Genomic DNA, 21,065 nt, shown 5'->3' with positions numbered 1-21,065 from the left:
CGATGCTGCGTCACGCGCTTCAACGCCTTCTGATGGCGGTGCCGGTTCTCTTCGGCGTGCTGCTCATCGGCTTCCTTCTGATGCAGGTGGTGCCGACCGACCCGGCGACGGTGCGGGCCGGTCCCACGGCCACGGCCGAGCTGATCGCGGAGATCCGCCGCGATCTCGGCCTGGACCAGCCGCTCTACGTGCAGTTCGGCATCTATCTCTGGCGGCTGCTGCAGGGCGACTTCGGTGTCTCCATCATCAACAATGTCCCGGTGACGCAGGAGCTGGGCGCCACCATCGGCCCGACGCTCGAGCTGATGTTCGCCTCGCTCTTCTGGTCGATCCCGATCGGCATCGCGCTCGGCACCATCGGCGCCTATTGGCGCGGCTCGCTGCTCGACCGTTTCGTCACCGCCCTGTCGGTGGCGGGCGGCTCCGTGCCGGTCTTCTTCCTGGGATTGATGCTGATCTGGCTGGTTGGCTTCCAGTGGCAGCTGCTGCCCTTCACCGGGCGCGGCGGCCCGCTCTGGACCCTCGAGGGCTGGCAGGCGGTGGCGCTGCCGGCGTTGACGCTGGGCGGCGTCTTCATCGCCCCCGTGGCCCGCATGACGCGCACGGCCGTGCTTGAGGTGCTGGGCGCCGAGCATGTCCGCACCGCCCGGGCCAAGGGCCTCGGGGAGGGTGCCGTGGTGCTGCACCACGCGCTGCGCAACGCGCTGATCCCGGTGGTGACGCTGATCGGGTTGCAGATCGGCTTCCTGCTCGGCGGCGCGGTGGTGACCGAGACCGTCTTCTCCTGGCCCGGCGTCGGCCGGCTGGCGGTGGGCGCCATCCTCTCCTCCGACTTCCCGATGGCGCAGGGGACCATCATCGTGCTCTCCCTCGGCTTCATCCTGATCAATCTCCTGGTCGATGTGCTCTATGCCGCGCTCGATCCGCGCATGCGGGGGGCATGAGCATGGCGAGCGTGAACTCCACGGCCGCGGCGGCCGCCACACCGGTCGCCCCCGGCACGCCGAAGCGGCCGGGCACGTTGAGCCGGCTGCTGCGCGAGCCGGTGGCGGCGGTGTCTCTGATCGTCGCGGTGCTGCTGATCCTGGCCGCCGCGCTGGCGCCGGTGCTGGCGCCCACCGATCCCTTCGACAACGACCTGGCCTCGGCGATGACGGCACCGGGCGCGCCGGGCCTGCTGCTGGGCGCCGACAGCCAGGGGCGGGACATGATCACCCGCCTGCTCTACGGGCTGCGGGCCACGCTGCTGATGGGCGGCGCCTCGGTGCTCCTGGGCGGCGTGGCCGGCGCGATCATCGGATTCGCCTCCGCCTACTACAGGCGGATCGACGGGCTGCTGATGCGGCTGATGGACGTGCTGCTCTCCTTCCCCGCCATCCTCTTCGGCCTCGCCATCGCGGCGATCTTCGGCCCGGGCATCCCGGCGGTGATCCTGGCGCTCTCGGTCGCCACCGTGCCGCTGATGGCGCGCATCGTGCGCGGCAACGCGCTCGTGGTGATGCGGCAGGACTACATCGAGGCGGCGCGGGCCACCGGCATGGGGGATGGGCGGCTGATCCTGCGGCATCTGGCGCCCAACTGCCTCTCGCCGATCTTCGTCTTCGCCACGCTGCGCTTCGGCCAGGTGATCCTGCTGGGCTCGGCGCTCTCCTTCCTCGGCCTCGGCGCGCAGCCGCCCGTGGCGGAGCTGGGCGCCATGGCCTCCGAAGGGCGGAGCTTCCTGTTCTTCGCGCCGCATATCGCCGTGCTGCCCTGCGTCGTGATCTTCGTCGTGGTGCTGACCTTCAACCTGCTGGGCGATGCGCTGCGCGATGCGCTCGACCCGCGCCTGCGCGTCTAGACCTCCTCGAGAAAGGGCCAAGAATGTCCAGTGTCCTCATGGCCGGCCGACGCCGCGCCGCCGCCCTGCTCGGTGGCACCATGCTCTCCCTCGCGGGGATGCTCCCCGCCGGCCAGGCCACGGCGCAGATGGCGCCGAAGGGCACGCTGGTCGTGCTGCGCGAGATCGACGCCGACCGCTACGACCCGCACCGCACCACCGCGACCGCGGCCGGCGAGGCGCTGTTCCTGCTGACCGACACGCTGGTCTCGATGGACTGGGACCAGAAGACCGTCCGCCCCGGCCTTGCCGAGAGCTGGACGGTCAGCGAGGACGGCAAGACCTACACCTTCAAGCTGAAGCAGGGCGTCAAGTTCTGCGACGGCAAGCCCTTCACGGCGAAGGACGTGGTCTACAGCATCAATCGCTGGATCGACCCGGCCACGCGCAGCCCGGTCAAGTGGCGCGCCGGACCGGTGAAGGAGGTGCGCGCGGTCGATGACCACACGGTGGAGTACGAGCTGACCGCGCCGTATAGCGAGCTGCTGCTGCAGCTGGCGCAGTACTTCGCCGGCATGGTCGACCAGGCGACGGTCGAGAAGCTCGGCGACAACTTCGGCGTGCAGGGCTTCAACGGCGTCGGCCCCTACTGCTGGGCCAGCTGGGCGCCGCGGCAGGAAATGGTGCTGACCAAGAACCCGGCCTACAACTGGGGGCCGCCGATCTACAAGAACCCCTCGCCGCAGGTGGACCGCATCTCGCTGCGTGTCATCCCGGAGGCGAACACCCGTCTGGCGGCGGTCCAGTCCGGCCAGGGCGACGTGACGCAGTGGATCCCGTACTTCGCGCTGGACGGGCTGAAGCGCATCCCGACGCTCAAGCTGGTGCAGCAGCCGAACTACTTCTACGACAATTTCGTCGGCTTCAAGGTCGACAAGCCGGTCATGAACGACCCGGTGGTGCGCCGCGCCATCAACATGGCGGTCAACAAGGAGGCCATCAACAAGGCGGTCTGGTTCGGCGCCGGCGAGGTGGCGGATGCCTACATCAACCCCAACGCGCTGGACGCCAGCGCCCAGGCGGCCAAGGCCATGCCGTCGCATGATCCCGACGCGGCGCGGAAGCTGCTGGACGAGGCGGGGTGGAAGCCGGGCAGCGACGGCATCCGCGTCAAGGACGGGCAGCGGGCCAGCTTCCTGATCTACGGCATCCAGCAGACCTACAACAACGGCATGACGCAGGCGATCCAGGCGGATCTGCGCCGCATCGGCGTCGAGATGCGGATCCAGCTCTGGGATGCCACGGTGGCCTGGGGCAAGCTGGCGACGCAGGAGTTCGACGCCTTCATCATGTCCTACCCCTATGCCTCGGCGACGGACGCGCTGGCGCTCTACTTCCCGAGCACCAACACGCCGACGCCGAACCGCATGAACTGGAAGGACGAGAAGACCGACAATCTGATCAACGCGGCCAAGACCGCGCTCGAGCCGGCCGACCGCGCTCAGGCGATCGGCACGGTCCAGGAGCAGCTGGCCGAAGCCAGCCCCTGGCTGCCGCTGATCCGCCAGCCGCTCTGGGTGGTCTCCGGCCCGCGGGTCGAGGGCGTGCGTCCGCACGGGATCTACGGTGTCGCCCTCTACAAGGGCCTCGACATCCGCCTGACCCGCTGAGCGAAGGAAAAGGACCGATGACCACCACCGTCATCCGCGACGCCGACCTCGTCATCGCCTGGGATGCCTCGGCGCGGCAGCACACCTACCTGACGGATGCGGAGGTGGCCTATCGCGACGGCCAGATCACCTTTGTCGGCCGTGGCTATGATGGCCCGGCCGATGAGGTGATCGACGGCCGCGGCATGATGGTCATGCCCGGCCTGGTGAACATCCACTGCCACCCCTCCTCGGAGCCGATGAACAAGGGGCTGATCGACGAGATCGGCACGCCGGGGCTCTACAATTCCTCCCTCTACGAGTATCTGCCGATCTTCCGCGCCGACGCGGAGGCCGTGCCGTCCTGCGTCCGCGTGGCGCTGTCGGAACTGCTGCTCTCCGGCGTGACCACGGTGGCCGATCTGTCCATGGCGCATCCCGGCTGGCTCGACCTGCTGGGCGAGAGCGGCATGCGGGTCTGCATCGCGCCGATGTTCCGCTCCGCCCGCTGGTTCACCCGGAACGGCCATGTCGTCGAGTATGAATGGGACGAGGCGGCCGGCGAGAAGGCGATGGGCGAGGCGCTGGGGCTGATCGAGCGCGCCGCGCAGCACCCCTCCGGCCGGCTGTTCGGCATGGTGGTGCCGGCGCAGATCGACACCTGCTCCGAGACGCTGCTGCGCGAGAGCTTCCAGGAGGCCCGGGCGCGCGGCGTGGCCTGGCAGATCCACGCGGCGCAATCGGTGGTCGAGTTCCACGAGATCACCCGCCGCCACGGGCTGACGCCGATCGGCTGGCTGGACAGCCAGGGCCTGCTGTCGGACCGCTCGATCATCGGTCACGGCATCTTCCTCGACGACCATCCGAGCACCCGCTGGCACACCGAGAACGACCTCGACCGGCTGGCGGCCACCGGCACCACCGTGGCGCATTGCCCGACGGTCTTCGCCCGGCGCGGCATCTCGCTGCAGCATTTCGGCCGCTACCGCAAGCGCGGCGTGAACATGGGCATCGGCACCGACACCTATCCGCACAACATGCTCGACGAACTGCGGCTGGTCTCCTACATCGCGCGCACCCAGTCGGGCGATCCGCGCAGCCTCAGCTCGACGGATCTGTTCGATGCCGCCACCATCGGCGGCGCAACGGCCCTGGGACGCGAGGATATCGGCCGGCTGGCCGCGGGATGCCGCGCCGATTTCGTCATGGTCGATGTCACCCACCCGATGATGCGCCCGGCGCGCGACCCGATGCGCAGCCTGATCTACGCCGCCGGCGACCGCGCCATCCGTGCCGTGCATGTCGATGGCGAGGCGGTGGTGCGGGACGGCAAGGTTCTGACCATGGATTACGAAGGCGCCGCCGCGCATCTGCATGAGGCGCAGAAGCGGATCATTGAACGGACGCCGCGGATGGACTGGGCGCACCGTTCGGCCGAGAAGATTTCCCCTCCCACTTTCCGATGGGCCTGATGCAACCGGATCTCCTGCGAATCGAAGGCCTTCGCACCGTCTTCAAGACCTCCTCCGGCCTGGTGCGCGCGGTGGACGGGGTCGATCTCTCCGTGCCGCGCGGCCGCACCCTCGGCATCGTCGGCGAGAGCGGTTGCGGCAAGTCGATGCTCTCCCTGTCCATCATGCGGCTGGTGCCGCCGCCCGGCCGGACCACGGAAGGTCGTGTGCTCCTGGAGGATCGAAACCTGCTCGATCTGTCCACCGCCGAGATGCGGCAGGTGCGCGGCGGGCAGATCGCCATGATCTTCCAGGAACCGATGACCAGCCTCAACCCGGTGCACAGCGTGGGCCGGCAGCTGGTCGAGGCGATGCGCGTGCACGCGCCGAAGGACAACGCGGCCAGCCTGAAGGAACAGGCCATCGCCGCGCTGAAGCGTGTCCGCATCCCCTCGCCGGAGCGGCGCTTCGACGAGTATCCGCATCAGCTCTCGGGCGGCATGCGGCAGCGCGTGATGATCGCCATGGCGCTGGCCTGCCGGCCCCGCCTGCTGATCGCCGATGAGCCGACCACCGCGCTCGACGTCACGGTGCAGGCGCAGATCCTCGACCTGCTGCGCGAGTTGCAGCAGGACACCGGCATGTCGATCATCCTGATCACCCACGATCTCGGCGTCGTCGCCGAGATGGCCGACGAGGTCGCGGTGATGTATGCCGGCCGCGTTGTCGAGCGCACCGCCGCGCGCGCGCTCTTCGAGGACCCGCAGCATCCCTATACGCTGGGCCTGCTGGGGTCCGTGCCGCGCCTGGACGAGGAGCGCGAGCGGCTGCTTGCCATCGACGGCGCCGTGCCGCCGCCCTTCGCCTTCCCCGAGGGCTGCCGCTTCAACCCGCGCTGCCCCTTCGCCATCGCGCCCTGCCGGACGGAGATGCCGCTGCTGCGGGAGGTCGCCCCGGGCCACGAGGTGGCCTGCCTGCGCGCGCCGGTCGAGGAGTCCCTGGCCCTGGAGACGGCGGCATGAGCGCGCTTCTCGAGGTGGATGGCCTCGCCAAGCACTATCCGGTGAAGAAGGGCCTGCTGCTGCAGAAGCAGGTCGGCGCGGTGCGGGCCGTGGACGGTGTCTCCTTCACCCTGAACCGGGGCGAGACCCTGGCGCTGGTGGGCGAATCCGGCTGCGGCAAGTCGACCACGGCGCGGCTGGTGCTGCGCCTCATCGAGCCCTCCGCCGGCCGCATCCGTTTCGACGGCCAGGACGTCACGAAGGTCGATGGCGGTGCCATGCGCGCGCTCCGGCGGCGCATGCAGATCGTGTTTCAGGACCCCTATGCCAGCCTCAATCCGCGCCTGACGGTGGGTGACGCCATCGCCGAGCCGATGGCGGTGCACGGCATTGGCAACGAGGCCAGCCGCCGCGCCAAGGTGCAGGAACTGCTCGCCCTGGTCGGGCTGCGGCCCTTCCACGCCGACCGCTATCCGCACGAATTCTCCGGCGGGCAGCGCCAGCGCATCGGCATCGCGCGCGCCCTGGCGGTGGAGCCCGACCTCGTCGTCTGCGACGAGCCGGTCTCCGCGCTGGATGTCTCGATCCAGGCGCAGGTCGTCAACCTGATGAAGGATCTGCAGGCCCGGCTCGGCCTCTCCTACCTCTTCATCGCGCACGATCTCGCCGTGGTGAAGCACATGGCCGACCGCATCGCGGTGATGTATCTCGGTGCGGTGATGGAGGTCGGCGAGAAGCGCGCCCTCTTCGCCAGGCCGCGGCATCCCTATACCCGGGCGCTGCTGGCCGCCATCCCGCACCCCGATCCGTCGCGGCGCGGCCGCGTGACGCCGCTCGGCGGCGACGTGCCGAGCCCGATGGCGGTGCCGCCGGGCTGCCGGTTCCACACCCGTTGCCCCTTCGCGCAGGATCGCTGCCGCAGCGAGGTTCCGGCGCTGCGGGATCTGCAGGGGCAGCAGGTGGCCTGCCATTTCGCGGAATCCCTGCCGGATCCCGGCCTCGACTATTCCGGCGGCCTCACCGAGGCGGCGGCGAAACGCCTCGCGCTCTACGACGCGGCGCGGCGCAAGGCGGCGGCCTGAGCCGGCGGAGGGCTCGGGCCAGCGGGATCAGGCCGGCGGCATCAGCGCCTCCAGCCTGGCCCGCATCTCCTCCGGCAGCGGTGTCGCGCGGCGTGTCGCGGCGTCGATCAGCACCACCGTGCCTTCGCCGGTCGCGGCGCAGAGCGCGCCCTGGAAGACCGCCTGGCCGGTGGTGAAGGAGGAGCGGCCGATGCCGGTGATGGCGGTGCCGATCTCGATCGGACCCAGCTCGCGCAGCTCGGCGGTGAAGTCGATGGCCATGCGGGCGATGACGAAGTAGCTCTCCGGCCCGCGGATCAACTGGTCCATCAACTCCACCCGGGCGGTCTCGAAATAGGTCGAGTAGACGGCATTGTTGACATGCCCGAGCCGGTCGGTGTCGCCGAAGCGCACGCGCTCGGCGGTCCAGAAGCCATAGGTCGCGCGCTGCTTCAGCCGGGTGTCGTTGGGCATGGGGTCTCCCTGTGTCGCGGGGGGCGCAGCATGCGGCGCTGGCGTGGCGCTGTCAGCCCCCTGCCGGAAGGGTCCGGCCTTCCTCCAGCATGCGCAGCACCGCGCCGGCGGCGGCCTCGCTCGGCAGCCCCTCGGGCGGGCGCAACCGGTCCAGCAGGTGGCGGAAGCGGTCGCGCTGCGCGGCGGCGGCGGCGGGGTCGGTCAGCAGGCGGATCAGCGCGGCCGAGAGCAGCGCCGGCGTGCATCGTTCCTGCAGATACTCGGGCACGATCTCGGCATCGGCCAGCAGGTTGACGATGCTGACGAAGCGCACCTTCAGCAGCCGCCGCGCGATCATCGCCGAGACCGGGTTGACCCGGTAGCCCACCGCCATCGGCACGCCCGCCAGCGCCACCTCCAGCGAGGAGGTGCCCGACTTGATCAGCCCGGCCCCCTCGCTCTCCCGGGCGGCGGCGAAGGCGTCGTACTTCTCCGCGACCCCCCGGAGCAGCAGGGGGGCCGGGGACCAGCGCGCCGTCACCGCCCGCACCTCCTCCTCCACCGGCCCGGCCAGCGGCACGACGGGGCGAAGGCGCGGCACGGCCGCGGCGGTACGGGCCAGGGCCTCGCCGAAGACCGGCAGCAGCCGCCCGGTCTCGCTGCGGCGGCTGCCGGGCATGACCAGCAGGACGCGGTCCTCCGGCGAGAGCCCGTGCGCGGCGCGGAAGCGCGCCGCATCGCCCCGGTCGGCGCCCGATTCCAGGATGGAGTGGCCGACGAAGGTGACGGGGATGCCGGCCTTCTCGAAGAAGGGCGGCTCGAAGGGCAGCAGGGCGAGGATGCGGTCCACCTCGTGCGCGATGCGCTTCACCCGCCCCGGCCGCCAGGCCCAGACCTGCGGCGCGACATAATGCAGCACGGGGAAGCCCAGCGGCTTCACCCGCCGCGCCACGCGCAGGGTGAAGCCCGGACTGTCGATGGTGACGACGAGCGCCGGGCGGCGCGCCCGGATGTCGGCCACCGTCTCCTCGAGGCGCCGGGCGAGCCGGCGCAGGTTGGGCAGCACCTCCATCAGCCCCATCAGCGCCAGTTCGCGCATCGGGAAGAGGCTGGGCACGCCCTGCTCCGCCATGCGCTCGCCCCCCACGCCGGCGAAGGCGAGGTCCGGCCGGCGGCGGCGCAGCGCCGCGACCAGCCGGGCGCCCAGCATGTCGCCGGAGGCCTCGCCGGCGACCAGATAGACCAGCGTCACGCGAAGGCGGCCGGCGTGGCGGCGGGGAAGCGGCCCGCGGGCCAGTCGCGGTGGTTGAACACCGCCCCCTCGCGCCGCACGGTCGCGATCCGCGCCGGGTCGAGATCGGCCAGCAGCCATTGCGGCCTGTCCGGCACCCCCTCGGTGATCACGCCATCCTCCGGGAAGCCGCGGTCGATCGGGCCGAGGACGGCGGCACGGCCTCGGTTGCGGTCGAGCGCCGCCGACCATGGCGCCTCGCCCACCGTCGGGCTGACCGCGACGAAGCACTGGTTCTCCAGCGCGCGCGCGGCGGCGGAGACCCGGACCCGGTTGAAGCCGTGCGGCGTGTCGGTACAGGAGGGGGCGAGGATCAGCCAGGCGCCGGCCTCGACCTGTGTGCGGACGTGGTCGGGGAACTCGCTGTCGTAGCAGATGGAGATGCCGATCCGGCCCCAGGGGGTGTCGAAGACGCGCGGTGGCGCGCCGGCCGTGACGCCCCAGCGCTCCGCCTCGAAGCGGGTCATGGCGTGCTTGTCCTGGAAGGCCAGGCGGCCGTCGGGCGCGATCAGGGGCGCGCGGTTGCGGACGGCGCCGTCGGCGTCGCGCTGGGGCAGGGTGCCCGGCAGCAGCCACAGGCCGGCGGCCATGGCCGCCTCGCGCATGCGGTCCAGGATCCGCGGCGCGGCCTCGACCATGGCGGCCAGCTCCTCCGCCTCCCCGGCCGGCGCCTTGCCGGCCAGGGCGGAGCCCAGCTCGACGCAGGCATATTCCGGCAGCACGGCGAGACCGGCGCCCTGGTCGCGGGCCTCGGCCAGCCAGCGGTCGAGCTTGGCGCCCCAGCTCGCGACACTGTCCGGCCGCTCCACCGGATACTGCATCAGGGCGAGGCGAAGGGCGGTCATGGCAGGGGCGCTCCGGCGATCGGCTTCATCCAGAAGCTCAGCTCATGCGGGATCTCCGCCGCGCCGCCGGGCTCGCGCCAGGTCATGCGGCAGGTGAGGGCGGGGTAGGACGTGTAGCCGCGCCTGCGCCAGAAGCCGTCGAGCGGGACATAGGCGGCGGGGCGGCGCGGATCGGCCGGATCGCGGCGCACGGCGCAGAAGGTGGCGAAATCGGCCCCCAGGCGCGCGGCCTGCGCCTCGCGCAGCGCGAAGAATCGCAGCCCCGCGCCCTGGCCGCGCCAGGCGGGCAGCAGGACGCTCTCGCCGAAGTAGCAGAAGCGCGCCGGGTCGAGGCCGGCCGCCAGGAAGGTGTCGCGCACCGGCCCGTGCGTACCGGCCAGGGGTTCGCAGGTGGCGGCGCCGACCGGCTGCTCGCCGTCGAAGGCCACGATCACCGCCGCGCCGGGCGTTTCGGCATAGCCGCGCAGATACTTCGCCTCATGGGCCTCGTCGCCCTCGTAGAGATAGGGCCAGTCGCGGAAGACGGCGATGCGCAGGCGGCCGAGCTCCGGCAGCCAGGGCCGCAGATCGGCGCCATGCAGGGTCCTGAAGCGGAGGGTCGAAGGTCGCATGGCTTCCAGATAGGCCGGAAGCGCCGCCGGGTCACGTGCCGGCGGGCAGGGCGGCCAGGCCGGGCCCTCGACAAGCGGGGGGGCGCGGCTAGCCTGGGCGGAGACACGGCGAGAAGGAGAAAGCCATGCTCCCACGACGCGAGGCCCTGACGCGCGCCATCGCCCTGGCCGGGCTCGCCGGCCTGGTCCCGGCCTGCGCCGCGCCCGGGGCGGAGACGCCCGCCGGCCCGGCCGGCCCCGATCAGGAGCCGGAGAGCCTGGACTGGCGCCTGGTCCGCCTGGGGGACGAGCCGGTGGCGACGGGACCCGGGCAGCGCGAGGCCTCCCTGCATCTCGACGCCCGGACGGGGCGGGCCAGCGGATCGGGCGGCTGCAACCGCTTCACCGGCGCCTTTCGCCGCCAGGGCGGCCGGCTGACGCTCGGCCCGCTCGCCGCCACCCGCATGGCCTGCCTCGACCCGGCGGCGGGCCGGACGGAGACGCGCTTCCTGGCGGCGCTGGAGGCCACGGCCGCCTATCGTATCGCCGGACGCCGGCTGACCCTGCTGGATGCCGCCGGCGCGCCGCTCGCCGTCCTGGAGGAGGCGACGAAGCGGTAGGACGGGCCCGGCCGCCCGGGCTCGCCACCTGGGCTCGCCACCCGGGCTCCGCCTGGCTTAGAGAGAGCGCATGAAACGCCTTCGCATCACCCGCCGCCACCTGCCGCTGCTGGCCTCCGGCCTGCTTGCGGCGCCTGCCACCCTGCGCGCCGCGGAGTGGCCCGACCGGCCCCTGCGGCTGATCGTCCCCTTCACGCCGGGGGGCATCACCGACATCGCCTCCCGCCTCATGGCCGAGGCGATGAACGGGCCGCTGGGCCGCCCGGTGGTGATCGAGAACCGCCCCGGCGCGGGAGGCAATATCGGCATGGCCGCCGCCATCCAGGCCGAGCCGGACGGCTACACCCTGTTCCACGGCACCGTCGCCACCCATGCCATCAACCCGGTCATCTATCCGGAGGCGAAGCTCGACCCGATGAAGGACCTGGCGGCGCTGGGGCTGATCGGCTCGCTGCCCAACGTGCTGCTGGTCAATCCGAAGAAGCACGATATCCGCAGCGTGGCCGAGCTGGTGGCGATGGCCCGGGCGAAGCCGGACCAGCTCACCTTCGGCTCCTTCGGCTCCGGCTCCTCCAGCCATTTCACCGCCGAGCTGCTGAACCGGCAGGCGGGGATGCGGACCATCCATGTCCCCTATCGCGGCAGCGCGCCGGCGATGACGGCGCTGATCGCGGGCGAGACCGACTTCTCCTTCGACAGCCTGCCGACCGCCGTGCCGCATATCCGCACCGGCGCGGTCCGGGCCCTCGCCGTGACCTCCGCCCAACGCGCCGTCCAGCTGCCCGATGTGCCGACCATGCAGGAGGCCGGGGTGGCGGATTACGACTTCAGCCTTTGGATGGGCCTCTTCACCCAGTCCAGGGTGCCGGCGCCGATCCTCGCCCGGCTTCGCGACGCCATGGAGACCGGGCGCCGCGACCCGCGCCTGCGCGTGCGGCTGACCGAGCAGGGCGTCACCGTCTCCGACCTGCCGGCCACCGAGCTGGACGCCTTCCTGGCGCGGGACGTACCCCGGCTCAGCCAGGCGGCCCGCGACCTGGGGCTGAAGGCCGACTGAGCCGGCGAGGCCTCACTCGGCGTAGATCATCTTCCGCGTCATGCCGCCGTCGGCGATGAACTCGCCGCCGGTGACGAAGCCGGCCTCCGGCCCCACCAGCCAGGCGACGAGGCCGGCGATGTCCTCCACCCGGCCGACCCGTCCGGCCGGGTGCTGGGCATGGTCCTCGGGGCGCAGCGCCTCGCCCGACACGTCGATCCAGCCGGGGCTGACGCAGTTCACCCGCACCGCCGGGCCGAGGCTGACGGCGAGGGCATGGGTCAGCGCCATCAGCCCGCCCTTGCTGGCCGAATAGGATTCCGTATCCGGCTCGGACATGTGCGCCCGTGTCGAGGCGATGGTGACGATGCTGCCACGGCTGGCCCGCAGCAGGGGCTCGGCGGCGCGCGCCAGCAGGAAGGCGCTGGTAAGGTTGGTGTCGAGCACCTTCCGCCAGGCCTCCAGGGTGAGCTCGGCCAGCGGGCGGCGCACCATGATGCCGGCATTGCAGACCAGCGCGTCGAGGCGGCGCTCCCGCTCCGCCACGCCGTTCAGCAGGCCCGTCACCGTTGCCTCGTCGGCGACATCGGCGAGGACATGGCGGGTGCCGGCCTCGCCGGGCCGGAGATCGGCGGTGACGACCCGCCAGCCATCCCGCCGCAGGCGGGCCGCGATGCCGGCACCGATGCCATGCGCGCCGCCGCTGACCAGGGCGACGGGAGATTCCCGGTCCATGCTCATGCGTCCCTCACATCAGCGGGGCGTAGCGGGCCACCTCGGTGAAGATGTCGCGCACCGCCTCCAGCAGGCTGCGGTTCAGCTCCTGCATGTCCGCCACCTGGTCGATGCGGGGCTGCGCCCGCTCCAGCTCGGCCGGCGCCAGCAGGAGGGGAAAGAGGCCGGCGGCTCGCGTCAGGCCGATCAGCAGGGAATCATGCGGCTCCGGCACGGCGTCGTTGAAGATCACCGCCATCACCCGGCCCTTCACCTCGCGCTCCTCCTTGTCGGAGATCAGCGGATAGCGCCGCTCGGCGAAGATCCAGAGGAAGCGGCCTTCCTCCATCTTCAGGATGCCGCGCCGCACCAAGCGGTCGAAATAGGCGTCCCGGAAGCGGTCGGCATCCTTGGCCAGGGTCTCGATCCACCAGCGGCTGTCCTGCGGCTCCGCCTCGGCCTGGATGCGGCCCAGCACCTCGTCCAGCACCTCGTCGCCGACGGGGGCTGGATTGGCGATGGTCAGCCGCGCCGGCGCCGTGCGGATGCGCTCCTGCAGCGCCAGCTCGGCCAGGATGGCGCCGACCAGGGCGTAATCCCCGGAAGGGGCGGCGCGGTCGATCAGACGCCCGGTTTCGTCGTCGAGCATGAGGAGAAGGATCTCCTCCGGCATGGTCAGGCGCATGGCGGCAACTCCGGTTCTGGCCCAGCTTACGCGAAGCTAAGGCCGGGCCGGGGACGAAAGTTGCCCGCAGGCGGCCTCGGCCGGGTGGCGACGTCAAGGGCCCGCGAGGTGACCGCCGATCCTAGGCGGGGTCCGGTCCGGCCGCCGCGCAAAAGGCGGCGAGGCCGTCCTCGATCACCCGCCGCGGCAGGCCGCGCAGGATGAAGACGAGGAGGGAGCGGCGCGGCATCCCGACGGGCCAGGCCGCCAGTGTCCTGGGCCGGTGCCAGACGGACTGCACGCCATGGATGACCACCGGCCGCTCCTGGCCCCGCAGGTCCAGGATGCCCTTGACCCGCAGAACGGCCTCGTCCCGCGTGACGCTCAGCATCTCCAGCCAGGTGGCCAGGCCCTCCCAGGGCAGGGGCTGATCGTATTGCAGGCAGAAGCTGTGGATCTCGTCGCCATGGCGGTTGGGGTCGTGCCCGTGATGGTGGTGGCCATGCCCGTGCCCATGCCCGTGCCCGGCATGCTCCGCCCCGGCCCAGGCGGCGGCGTCGAGCCAGGCGCGGGGCGGAGTGGCGAGGGCAGGATCGAAGGGGCCGAGGCGAAGCAGCGCGGCGGGGTCCAGCGCGCCGTCCCGCACCGGCAGCGGCACGGCGCCGGGATTGAGTGCGCGCAGCCTCGCGCGCAGCCTGTCCAGTCCGTCTCCGGAGGCCAGCTCGGCCTTGCTGATGAGCAGCCGGTCGGCCACCGAAACCTGCCGCGCGGCCTCGGGCTGCCGCTCCAGCGTGGCCAGGCCGTTCACCGCGTCGACCAGCGTCACCACGCCATCGAGCACGAAATGCCGCTGGATGGCGGGATCGGCCATCAGCGTCTGCAGGATCGGCAGCGGATCGGCGAGGCCCGTGGTCTCGATCAGCACGCGCCGCAGCGGCGTGCCGGCTTCGGCGCGGTCCGCCAGCCGCGCCAGCGCCGCCGAGAGATCGCCGCGGATGGTGCAGCAGAGGCAGCCCGCCTGCAGCAGCACCGCCTCCCGGTCCAGCGTCTCGACCAGAAGGTGGTCCAGCCCGACCTCGCCAAACTCGTTGATCAGCACCGCGGTGCCGGCCATCTCCGGCTGGCGCAGCAGGTGGTTCAGCAGCGTGGTCTTGCCGGCGCCGAGGAAGCCGGTCAGCAGCGTGACCGGCAGGGGAAAGCGCGTCGCCTCAGCGGCCATAGAGCACCGCCGGATCGACCTCGGGCGCGCTGATCGCCACCATCTCGCCCTCGCGCAGCGCCTGGTAGAAGCAGGACCGCCGCCCGGTGTGGCAGGCGACCCCCTCCTGCTCCACGAGGGCGAGCAGGGCATCGCCGTCGCAGTCCAGCCGCAGCTCGACGAGGCGCTGGGTCTGGCCGGAACTCTCGCCCTTGCGCCAAAGCGCGTTGCGGCTGCGGCTGAAATAGACCACACGTCCGCTGGCCAGCGTCTCCTCGACCGCCTCGGCGTTCATCCAGGCCAGCATCAGCACCTCGCCGGTGTCATGCGCCTGGGCGATGGCAGGGACCAGCCCTGCCTCGTTGAAGCGGAGCGCGGCCAGGAAGCGGGCGCGGGCGGCGGAATCGGTGACCGGCATGGGGGCGGCTCCTCAGGACTGCTGCCGTTACTATATAACCTCAGACAGCAGGAGGAGAGGGCCGATGGCGACAGGGCAGGGCGGCGCGACGGAGATGAATACCGCCATGCAACGCGCCCTGGCGGCGGCCGAGGCGCGCTGCCTCCGGGCCGGGGCGCAATTGACGGAATTGCGGCGGCAGGTGCTGGCGCTGGTACTGGAGGCCGAGCAGCCGCTCGGCGCCTATGCGCTGCTGGACAGGCTGAAGGCCCAGCGCCCGGGCGCCGCGCCGCCCACCGTCTATCGTGCGCTCGATTTCCTGCTGGAGCAGGGGCTGATCCACAAGGTGGAGCGGCTGAACGCCTTCGTCGGCTGCGTCGAGGCGGAGCATGACCACGGGCACCACCAGCACCCGCCGCAGTTCCTGATCTGCCGCACCTGCGGCGCCACGGTCGAGCTCAGCGACCATGCCGTGGCGCACGCCCTGGCCGATGCGGCGCGGCGCGTCGGCTTCCAGGTGGCGAATGCGACGGTGGAGGTGGAAGGCCTCTGCGCCCGCTGCACCGAGGCGGCGCCGGCGGGGTGAGGCCCTCCGGCCTCAGTTGCCTTCCTCGCCCTTCTCGGTCCTCAGGTAGAAGAGCAGCAGCGAACGGCCGGTGACGGTGTAGGTCTCGCCGATGTCGAAGCTGTCCTCGTGGTCGGTCTCGGTCCCGAAGATATTGGTGTCGAGCAGCCGGACCCAGGCCTTGCCGTCGGCGATCGCGGGCAGGGTGAAGTCCACCGCGTCGTGATAGGCGTTCAGGACCAGCAGCAGCGTCTGGTCGTGACCGGCGACGCGGATGTTGCTCTCCTGCGCCCGCCCGTCGAAGACGCGGGCGAAGCAGCGGGTGTTGGGATCGTCCCAGTCGGCGGCGTCCATCTCCTCGCCCGAGGGCTTGTACCAGGACAGGCCCTTGACCCCGCTCGCCTCGTCGAACTCGCCCGAGAGGAAGCGCGCGCGGCGCAGCACGGGGAAGCGGTTGCGGAGCCGCGCCAGGCGGCGAGTGAAGGCGACCAGCCGCTCGCCCTTCTCGTCGAGATCCCAGTTCAGCCAGGAGATCTCGTTGTCCTGGCAATAGGCGTTGTTGTTGCCCTGCTGGGTGCGGCCGAACTCGTCGCCGGCGAGCAGCATCGGCGTGCCCTGGCTGAGGTAGAGCGTGGCCAGCATGTTGCGGATCTGCCGCTCGCGCACGGCGTTGATCTCGGGGTCGTCGGTCGGGCCCTCGACGCCGTAATTGTAGGAGTAGTTGTGCGAATGGCCGTCCCGGTTCTCCTCGCCGTTCGCCTCGTTGTGCTTCTCGTTGTAGGTGACGAGGTCGTTCAGCGTGAAGCCGTCATGCGCCGCCAGGAAGTTGATGCTGGCCCAGGGGCGGCGGCCATGATGGTTGAACAGATCGGCCGAGCCGGAGAGGCGGTTGCCGAGATCGGCGGCCTTGCCCTCCTCGCCCACCCAGAAGGCGCGCACCGTGTCGCGGTACTTGTCGTTCCATTCCGCCCAGCCGGGCGCGAAATTGCCGACCTGGTAGCCGCCGGGGCCGATGTCCCAGGGCTCGGCGATCAGCTTGACATCGGCCAGCACCGGGTCCTGCTGGCAGGCCTTGAGGAAGGCGGACTGGTCGTCGAAACCGTGCGGCTCGCGCGCCAGGATGGTGCCGAGGTCGAAGCGGAAGCCGTCGACATGCATCTCGTTCACCCAGTAGCGCAGGCTGTCCATCACCATCTGCAGCACGCGCGGATGCGACAGGTTCACCGTGTTCCCGGTGCCGGTATCGTTGATGTAGTAGCGCTTCTGGTCGGGCAGCAGGCGGTAGTAGCTGGCGTTGTCGATGCCCTTGAAGGAGAGCGTCGCGCCCCGCTCATTGCCCTCGGCCGTGTGGTTGTAGACCACGTCCATGATGACCTCGAGCCCGGCATCGTGCAGCCGGGCCACCATCTCCTTGAACTCGGCGAAGGCGAAGTCCTGGTTGCGGGCATAGCGCCGGGCCGGGGCGAAGAAGCCGATGGAGTTGTAGCCCCAGTAGTTGGTCAGGCCCTTGTCCAGCAGGTAGTCGTCGTTGATGAAGAAGTGGATCGGCAGCAGCTCGACCGCCGTCACGCCGAGCGACTTGATGTGCCGGATCATCTCCCGGCTCGACAGGGCGGAATAGGTCCCCTGGCGCTCGGGCGGGATCAGGGGGTGGCGCTTGGTGATGCCCTTGACATGGGTCTCATAGACGATGGTGCGCTCCCAGGGGATGCGCGGCCGCCGGTCGTCGCCCCAGGTGAAGGCCGGGTCCACCACGCGGCACTTCGGCATGAAGGGGGCGCTGTCGCGCTCGTCGAAGGAGAGATCCTCCGCCTCGTGCCCGATGGTGTAGCCGAACAGCGCGTGGTCCCACTTCAGCTCGCCCACGTGGGACAGGGCATAAGGATCCAGCACCAGCTTGTTGGGGTTGAAGCGGTGCCCCTGCTCGGGCTCGTAGGGCCCGTGCACGCGATAGCCGTAGATGGTGCCGGGACGCGCATCGGGCAGGAAGCCGTGGAACACCTCGTTGGTGTATTCCGGCAGCTCGATCCGCTCCAGCTCGGTCTCCCCCTTGTCGTCGAACAGGCAGAGCTCGACCTTCGTCGCATGGGCGGAGAAGAGGGCGAAGTTCACCCCCAGCCCGGTCCAGCTCGCCCCCAGCGGATTGGGACGGCCTTCGGTGATGCGGGACTTGTTGATGGCAGGCGGCACTGTGGACCCCTCGGTGAGAGCGCGGGGTTAAGACGCGCGAGAGGCCGCGAAGTTGCCGCCCGCCCGCCGGCCGGGCGCTCCCGTCAGCGTCGCGGCAGGCTGTCGAGCCCGGCCGAGAGGTCGGCGATCAGGTCGCCCACCTCCTCGAGCCCGATGTGGAAGCGCACCGTCGGTCCTTCCAGCACGCCGAGGCTGGTCGCGGTGCGGGTGATGTAGTTGGTGGTCGGCAGCGCCAGGCTCTCATAGCCGCCCCAGGAGGCGCCGATGCCGAAGAGCTTCAGCCCGTCCACCATGGCGTCGATCTCCGCGGCGCTGTAGCGCGGCTGGAAGACCACACCGAAGAGCGAGCAGGCCCCGGTGAAGTCGCGCTGCCACAGGGCGTGCTGCGGGTGGCTGGGCAGGGCCGGATGCAGCACGCGGGCGACCTCGGGCCGGCCCTCGAACCAGCGCGCCACGGCGAGCCCCGCCTCCTGCTGGTGGCGCAGCCGCACCGCCATGGTGCGCAGCCCGCGCAGCGCCAGCCAGCAATCGTCGGGGCTGGCATAGTGGCCGATCTCGCGCGCGGCATTGGCGACGATCGCCCAGTCCGCCTCGCTGTTGACCGTGACGCTGCCCAGCAGCACGTCGGAATGACCGCCGACATACTTGGTCAGCGCCTGGATCGAGACATCGACGCCCTTGGTGAAGGGCTGGAAGTGGTGGATGCCCCAGGTGTTGTCCATCAGCACCTTGATGCCGTGGTCGTGCGCCACCGCGGCGAGCGCCGGGATGTCCTGCATCTCGAAGGTGTGGCTGCCCGGGCTCTCCGTGTAGAGAACGCGGGTCTCGGGCCGGATCAGCGCGCGCAGGTCCTCAGGCGTGATCGCCGGATCGTAATAGGTGGTCTCGATGCCGAAGCGCTTCAGCATCCCGTTCGCGATGCGCCGCGTGGGGCCGTAGACCGAATCCGGGATCAGGCAATGCTCGCCGGACTTCAGATAGGCCATCAGCGGCAGGGTGCAGGCGGCGAGGCCGGTGCCGAGGATGAGCGCGCGGCTGCCGCCCTCGATGCCGGCGATCATGTCCTCCAGGGCGTAATGCGTCGGCCCCCCGGCGGTGCCGTAGGTCATCACCTGCTCGAGCGCCCGGGCGTTCAGCGTGCCGCGCTCGGCGCAGGAGGGGTAGAGCACCGTCGAGCCCCGATGGACCGGCGGGTTGACGAAGCCATGCGCGCGGGTGCCGGCGCGGCCCTCATGCGAGAGGCGTGTGGCGAGACCGTAGGGGCGGGCCTTCGGCGGCAGGTCGTGGGGCATCAGCGGGTGGTCTCTTTGGGGGTCTCGGGCCGGGCGGCCCATTCGGTCCAGGAGCCGTCATAGACGGCCGGCTCCGGCAGGCCGGCGCGGACCAGGCCGAGCGCCAGGATGCAGGCGGTGACGCCGGTGCCGCAGGAGGTGACGAGCGGCCGGCCGCCATCCGCCCCGGCGGCGGCGAAGCGGGCGCGCAGCGCCTCGGGCGGCAGCATGGTCTGGTCGGCGGCCAGCATCTCGCTGGCCGGCACGCTGGCGGCGCCGGGCATATGCCCGGAGGGCAGGCCGGGGCGCGGCTCGGGCGCCGTGCCGTCGAAGCGGCCCTTCGGCCGTGCATCGAGGATCAGCGCCGAGCGCTCGGCGATGGCCCGCTTCACGTCGCCGATGCCGGCGAGGCGGCGGGCGATGAGGTCGGGCCGGAAGGCCTGCGCCGGGCGGGCGCGGGCGGGGCCGCTCTCGGTCGCGCGGCCCTCAGCCAGCCATTTCGGCAGGCCGCCATCCAGCACCGCCACCTTCTCGTGCCCGAAGAGGCGCAGCAGCCACCAGCCGCGCGCCGCCGAGGCCAGCCCCTTCTGGTCGTAGAAGACGACGCGGCTGTCATTGCCGATGCCGAGGGCGCCGAACTGGCGCGCGGCGCGGCCCGGCGTCGGCGCCATGTGCGGCAGGTCGGTCTCGGGATCGGCCACGGCGTCGATGTCGAAGAAGCCGGCGCCCGGCAGATGCGCCCGCTCGAACTCGGCCAGCCCGTCCTTCGGCTCGTTCGGCAGGTACTTGGTGGCGTCGAAGACCAGGAGATCCGGCGCGCCCAGCTCGGCGGCCAGCCATTCCGTGGAAACCAGATCCTGCATGACGGTCACTCCCAGGGTCATCCTTCCAGCGTCAGGTAGACACGCCGGTTCTGCCTGCCCTTGTTCTCGAGCTTGCTGACGGTGACCGGCCCGATCTCGCCGGTGCGGGCGACATGCGTGCCGCCGCAGGGCTGCAGGTCCACCGGCGCCGCCGGATCGCCGATGCAGACCAGCCGCACCCGCCCCGAGCCGCGCGGCGGCTGCACCGAGAGGGTGCGCACCAGCGAGGGATTGGCCTCCAGCTCGGCATCGCTGATCCAGCGCTCGCTCACCGCGTGGTCGGCGGCGGCCAGGGCCGTCAGCCGCTCGCTCAGCCATTCCTTCGTCGGCGGCTCCGCCAGGTCGAAATCGAGGCGCGACCTCTCCACCCCGATCTGCCCGCCGGTGACGCCGGCGCCGGGGATCAGGCTGCAGAGCAGGTGCAGGCTGGTGTGCATCCGCATCAGCCGGTGGCGGCGGCCCCAGTCCAGCGCGACGGTCACCTCGGTCCCGGGGGCGGGCAGGTCGGCGCCCTCGGCCGGCAGGTGCAGCACGGTGCCCTCAGGCCCCTTCACCGCATTGGCCACCGCCATCGTGCCGCCCGCCCAGGCGAGCTGCCCGGCATCGCCCGGCTGGCCGCCGCCCTGGGCATAGAACACGGTCCGGTCCAGCACGACGCCCTCCGGGCCGGCGGCGAGCACGCGGGCGGCGCAGTCCCGCGCATAGGGGGTCTCGCGGAACAGCAGTTCGGTCATCGGGCGGTCCATTCCTCGGTCAGGCGGGGCGCGTTGATCTGCAGCCACATCAGGCAGAGGGCGGCGGTGACGTTGCGGATCTCGCCGCGCGCCAGCATCGCCAGCGCCTGCTCCAGCGGCAGGACGAGGACGCGCGTCTCCTCGCCCTCGCTCTCCAGCCCGCGCGTGCCGGCGAGGCCGGGCTCCGGCAGCGGGCAGCGGCCGCAGTAGAAGTGCATGCGCTCGTCGCAGCCGCCCTGCATCAGCATGAACTCGCCGATCTTCTCGATGTGGTCGGGGGTGAAGCCGGTCTCCTCGGCCACCTCGCGCCGGCCGGCCGCGGCCGGGTCCTCGCCGGCCTCCAGCAGCCCGGCGGGGCATTCGATCATCATCGGTTCCTCGCCCGCCGCCAGCGCCGGCAGGCGGAACTGCTCGATCAGCGCGACGCGCCCGCTCCAGGGGTCGTAGGGCAGCAGCACCACGCCCTGGCCGCGCCGCCACATCTCCCAGGTCAGCAGGGCGGAGGGCGTGCCGTCGGAGCGGCGATAGCGGAAGCGGACGATCTGCAGGGCGAAGCGCCCGGACCAGACAACCTCGTCGCTTTCGGGGATATAGAGCGGGTGCGCCGGCACCGGCGGCGCCTTCGGCGGTCTGGCCTTCATGCGGCGGGCAGC

The 21,065-nt window shown here is 71.4% G+C and carries 22 protein-coding genes; 9 read left to right on the top strand and 13 right to left on the bottom strand.

The window, feature by feature from the left end:
* Positions 1-2: 2 nt before the first annotated feature.
* Genes ACVMLK_RS05275 through ACVMLK_RS05250 form a run of 6 tightly spaced genes read left to right on the top strand, consistent with a single transcriptional unit; the run spans position 3 to position 7,002 of the window.
* Positions 3-944, top strand: coding sequence for an ABC transporter permease (locus ACVMLK_RS05275; RefSeq protein ID WP_198364487.1), 942 nt, complete (start codon positions 3-5; stop codon positions 942-944).
* Positions 941-1,840, top strand: a complete 900-nt coding sequence (locus ACVMLK_RS05270) for an ABC transporter permease (protein ID WP_422921448.1) — start codon at positions 941-943, stop codon at positions 1,838-1,840. Before ACVMLK_RS05275 ends, ACVMLK_RS05270 begins: the two co-directional genes overlap by 4 nt.
* 23 nt (positions 1,841-1,863) lie before the next feature.
* Positions 1,864-3,489 (top strand): ABC transporter substrate-binding protein, encoded by a 1,626-nt coding sequence (locus ACVMLK_RS05265; RefSeq protein WP_232476784.1) that lies wholly within the window; start codon positions 1,864-1,866, stop codon positions 3,487-3,489.
* A gap of 17 nt (positions 3,490-3,506) precedes the next feature.
* The gene (locus tag ACVMLK_RS05260; protein ID WP_457485814.1) at positions 3,507-4,940 is read left to right on the top strand and encodes an amidohydrolase family protein; all 1,434 of its coding nucleotides are present in this window, start codon (positions 3,507-3,509) and stop codon (positions 4,938-4,940) included.
* A complete protein-coding gene (locus ACVMLK_RS05255) occupies positions 4,940-5,941 on the top strand; it encodes an ABC transporter ATP-binding protein (RefSeq protein ID WP_457485813.1) in 1,002 nt (333 codons plus the stop codon). The genes ACVMLK_RS05260 and ACVMLK_RS05255 overlap by 1 nt, the downstream gene beginning before the upstream one ends.
* A complete protein-coding gene (locus ACVMLK_RS05250) occupies positions 5,938-7,002 on the top strand; it encodes an ABC transporter ATP-binding protein (protein WP_198364491.1) in 1,065 nt (354 codons plus the stop codon). Before ACVMLK_RS05255 ends, ACVMLK_RS05250 begins: the two co-directional genes overlap by 4 nt.
* Positions 7,003-7,029: 27 nt before the next feature.
* Here ACVMLK_RS05250 and ACVMLK_RS05245 read toward each other — a convergent pair whose 3' ends face one another.
* The 4 genes from ACVMLK_RS05245 to ACVMLK_RS05230 are packed head-to-tail and all read right to left on the bottom strand — an operon-like array spanning position 7,030 to position 10,181.
* Positions 7,030-7,455, bottom strand: coding sequence for an acyl-CoA thioesterase (locus tag ACVMLK_RS05245; RefSeq protein ID WP_198364492.1), 426 nt, complete (start codon positions 7,453-7,455; stop codon positions 7,030-7,032).
* A gap of 52 nt (positions 7,456-7,507) precedes the next feature.
* Positions 7,508-8,686, bottom strand: a complete 1,179-nt coding sequence (gene lpxB, locus ACVMLK_RS05240; protein ID WP_457485812.1) for a lipid-A-disaccharide synthase — start codon at positions 8,684-8,686, stop codon at positions 7,508-7,510.
* Positions 8,683-9,570, bottom strand: a complete 888-nt coding sequence (locus ACVMLK_RS05235) for a carbon-nitrogen hydrolase family protein (protein ID WP_457485811.1) — start codon at positions 9,568-9,570, stop codon at positions 8,683-8,685. Before ACVMLK_RS05235 ends, lpxB begins: the two co-directional genes overlap by 4 nt.
* A complete protein-coding gene (locus ACVMLK_RS05230) occupies positions 9,567-10,181 on the bottom strand; it encodes a GNAT family N-acetyltransferase (RefSeq protein ID WP_457485810.1) in 615 nt (204 codons plus the stop codon). The genes ACVMLK_RS05235 and ACVMLK_RS05230 overlap by 4 nt, the downstream gene beginning before the upstream one ends.
* 125 nt (positions 10,182-10,306) lie before the next feature.
* On the opposite strand from ACVMLK_RS05230, the gene ACVMLK_RS05225 reads away from it, so the two are divergent.
* Positions 10,307-10,780: an META domain-containing protein gene (locus ACVMLK_RS05225; RefSeq protein ID WP_422921443.1), complete on the top strand. Its 474-nt coding sequence runs from the start codon at positions 10,307-10,309 to the stop codon at positions 10,778-10,780.
* Positions 10,781-10,850: 70 nt separating this feature from the next.
* The gene (locus ACVMLK_RS05220; RefSeq protein ID WP_457485809.1) at positions 10,851-11,837 is read left to right on the top strand and encodes a Bug family tripartite tricarboxylate transporter substrate binding protein; all 987 of its coding nucleotides are present in this window, start codon (positions 10,851-10,853) and stop codon (positions 11,835-11,837) included.
* 12 nt (positions 11,838-11,849) lie between these two features.
* On the opposite strand, the gene ACVMLK_RS05215 is transcribed toward ACVMLK_RS05220, so the two are convergent.
* The 4 genes from ACVMLK_RS05215 to hisI all read right to left on the bottom strand — a co-directional run bounded on the left by ACVMLK_RS05215 (position 11,850) and on the right by hisI (position 14,810).
* Positions 11,850-12,557: an SDR family oxidoreductase gene (locus tag ACVMLK_RS05215; RefSeq protein ID WP_422921442.1), complete on the bottom strand. Its 708-nt coding sequence runs from the start codon at positions 12,555-12,557 to the stop codon at positions 11,850-11,852.
* Between the two features lie 7 nt (positions 12,558-12,564).
* A complete protein-coding gene (locus ACVMLK_RS05210; RefSeq protein ID WP_457485808.1) occupies positions 12,565-13,215 on the bottom strand; it encodes a GOLPH3/VPS74 family protein in 651 nt (216 codons plus the stop codon).
* A 121-nt stretch (positions 13,216-13,336) separates the two neighbouring features.
* Complete coding sequence (locus tag ACVMLK_RS05205; RefSeq protein ID WP_457485807.1) at positions 13,337-14,413, bottom strand: CobW family GTP-binding protein; 1,077 nt, start codon at positions 14,411-14,413, stop codon at positions 13,337-13,339.
* Positions 14,403-14,810: a phosphoribosyl-AMP cyclohydrolase gene (gene hisI, locus ACVMLK_RS05200; RefSeq protein WP_198364501.1), complete on the bottom strand. Its 408-nt coding sequence runs from the start codon at positions 14,808-14,810 to the stop codon at positions 14,403-14,405. The genes ACVMLK_RS05205 and hisI overlap by 11 nt, the downstream gene beginning before the upstream one ends.
* A 64-nt stretch (positions 14,811-14,874) precedes the next feature.
* Between hisI and ACVMLK_RS05195 the strand changes: the two genes are divergently transcribed.
* Entirely contained in the window at positions 14,875-15,375 is a 501-nt protein-coding gene (locus ACVMLK_RS05195; RefSeq protein ID WP_198364502.1) for a Fur family transcriptional regulator, read from the top strand.
* 12 nt (positions 15,376-15,387) lie between these two features.
* On the opposite strand, the gene glgX is transcribed toward ACVMLK_RS05195, so the two are convergent.
* The 5 genes from glgX to ACVMLK_RS05170 form a co-directional block, all read right to left on the bottom strand.
* Positions 15,388-17,544: a glycogen debranching protein GlgX gene (gene glgX, locus ACVMLK_RS05190; protein ID WP_198364503.1), complete on the bottom strand. Its 2,157-nt coding sequence runs from the start codon at positions 17,542-17,544 to the stop codon at positions 15,388-15,390.
* 83 nt (positions 17,545-17,627) lie between these two features.
* The gene (gene metC / locus ACVMLK_RS05185) at positions 17,628-18,836 is read right to left on the bottom strand and encodes a cystathionine beta-lyase (protein WP_198364504.1); all 1,209 of its coding nucleotides are present in this window, start codon (positions 18,834-18,836) and stop codon (positions 17,628-17,630) included.
* Positions 18,836-19,678 carry a sulfurtransferase gene (locus tag ACVMLK_RS05180; RefSeq protein ID WP_422924689.1) on the bottom strand — a complete coding sequence of 281 codons (843 nt, stop codon included), beginning with the start codon at positions 19,676-19,678 and terminating at the stop codon, positions 18,836-18,838. The genes metC and ACVMLK_RS05180 overlap by 1 nt, the downstream gene beginning before the upstream one ends.
* Positions 19,679-19,695: 17 nt before the next feature.
* Positions 19,696-20,412, bottom strand: a complete 717-nt coding sequence (locus ACVMLK_RS05175; RefSeq protein WP_457485806.1) for an alanyl-tRNA editing protein — start codon at positions 20,410-20,412, stop codon at positions 19,696-19,698.
* Positions 20,409-21,053, bottom strand: coding sequence for an NUDIX domain-containing protein (locus ACVMLK_RS05170; protein WP_457485805.1), 645 nt, complete (start codon positions 21,051-21,053; stop codon positions 20,409-20,411). The genes ACVMLK_RS05175 and ACVMLK_RS05170 overlap by 4 nt, the downstream gene beginning before the upstream one ends.
* Positions 21,054-21,065 lie beyond the last annotated feature (12 nt).

Source organism: Teichococcus aerofrigidensis, from assembly GCF_054073225.1.
The sequence above is the reverse complement of the archived record's forward strand: the minus strand, read 5'-3'. Positions and strand labels throughout refer to the sequence as shown.

What these genes read in the sequence shown, in the direction of transcription:
- ACVMLK_RS05275 (WP_198364487.1), top strand. Translation starts at nt 3, where the DNA reads ATGCTGCGTCACGCGCTTCAACGCCTTCTGATGGCGGTGCCGGTTCTC.
- ACVMLK_RS05270 (WP_422921448.1), top strand. Translation starts at nt 941, where the DNA reads ATGAGCATGGCGAGCGTGAACTCCACGGCCGCGGCGGCCGCCACACCG.
- ACVMLK_RS05265 (WP_232476784.1), top strand. Translation starts at nt 1,864, where the DNA reads ATGTCCAGTGTCCTCATGGCCGGCCGACGCCGCGCCGCCGCCCTGCTC.
- ACVMLK_RS05260 (WP_457485814.1), top strand. Translation starts at nt 3,507, where the DNA reads ATGACCACCACCGTCATCCGCGACGCCGACCTCGTCATCGCCTGGGAT.
- ACVMLK_RS05255 (WP_457485813.1), top strand. Translation starts at nt 4,940, where the DNA reads ATGCAACCGGATCTCCTGCGAATCGAAGGCCTTCGCACCGTCTTCAAG.
- ACVMLK_RS05250 (WP_198364491.1), top strand. Translation starts at nt 5,938, where the DNA reads ATGAGCGCGCTTCTCGAGGTGGATGGCCTCGCCAAGCACTATCCGGTG.
- ACVMLK_RS05245 (WP_198364492.1), bottom strand. Translation starts at nt 7,455, where the DNA reads ATGCCCAACGACACCCGGCTGAAGCAGCGCGCGACCTATGGCTTCTGG.
- ACVMLK_RS05235 (WP_457485811.1), bottom strand. Translation starts at nt 9,570, where the DNA reads ATGACCGCCCTTCGCCTCGCCCTGATGCAGTATCCGGTGGAGCGGCCG.
- ACVMLK_RS05230 (WP_457485810.1), bottom strand. Translation starts at nt 10,181, where the DNA reads ATGCGACCTTCGACCCTCCGCTTCAGGACCCTGCATGGCGCCGATCTG.
- ACVMLK_RS05225 (WP_422921443.1), top strand. Translation starts at nt 10,307, where the DNA reads ATGCTCCCACGACGCGAGGCCCTGACGCGCGCCATCGCCCTGGCCGGG.
- ACVMLK_RS05220 (WP_457485809.1), top strand. Translation starts at nt 10,851, where the DNA reads ATGAAACGCCTTCGCATCACCCGCCGCCACCTGCCGCTGCTGGCCTCC.
- ACVMLK_RS05215 (WP_422921442.1), bottom strand. Translation starts at nt 12,557, where the DNA reads ATGAGCATGGACCGGGAATCTCCCGTCGCCCTGGTCAGCGGCGGCGCG.
- ACVMLK_RS05210 (WP_457485808.1), bottom strand. Translation starts at nt 13,215, where the DNA reads ATGCGCCTGACCATGCCGGAGGAGATCCTTCTCCTCATGCTCGACGAC.
- ACVMLK_RS05205 (WP_457485807.1), bottom strand. Translation starts at nt 14,413, where the DNA reads ATGGCCGCTGAGGCGACGCGCTTTCCCCTGCCGGTCACGCTGCTGACC.
- hisI (WP_198364501.1), bottom strand. Translation starts at nt 14,810, where the DNA reads ATGCCGGTCACCGATTCCGCCGCCCGCGCCCGCTTCCTGGCCGCGCTC.
- ACVMLK_RS05195 (WP_198364502.1), top strand. Translation starts at nt 14,875, where the DNA reads ATGGCGACAGGGCAGGGCGGCGCGACGGAGATGAATACCGCCATGCAA.
- metC (WP_198364504.1), bottom strand. Translation starts at nt 18,836, where the DNA reads ATGCCCCACGACCTGCCGCCGAAGGCCCGCCCCTACGGTCTCGCCACA.
- ACVMLK_RS05180 (WP_422924689.1), bottom strand. Translation starts at nt 19,678, where the DNA reads ATGCAGGATCTGGTTTCCACGGAATGGCTGGCCGCCGAGCTGGGCGCG.
- ACVMLK_RS05175 (WP_457485806.1), bottom strand. Translation starts at nt 20,412, where the DNA reads ATGACCGAACTGCTGTTCCGCGAGACCCCCTATGCGCGGGACTGCGCC.
- ACVMLK_RS05170 (WP_457485805.1), bottom strand. Translation starts at nt 21,053, where the DNA reads ATGAAGGCCAGACCGCCGAAGGCGCCGCCGGTGCCGGCGCACCCGCTC.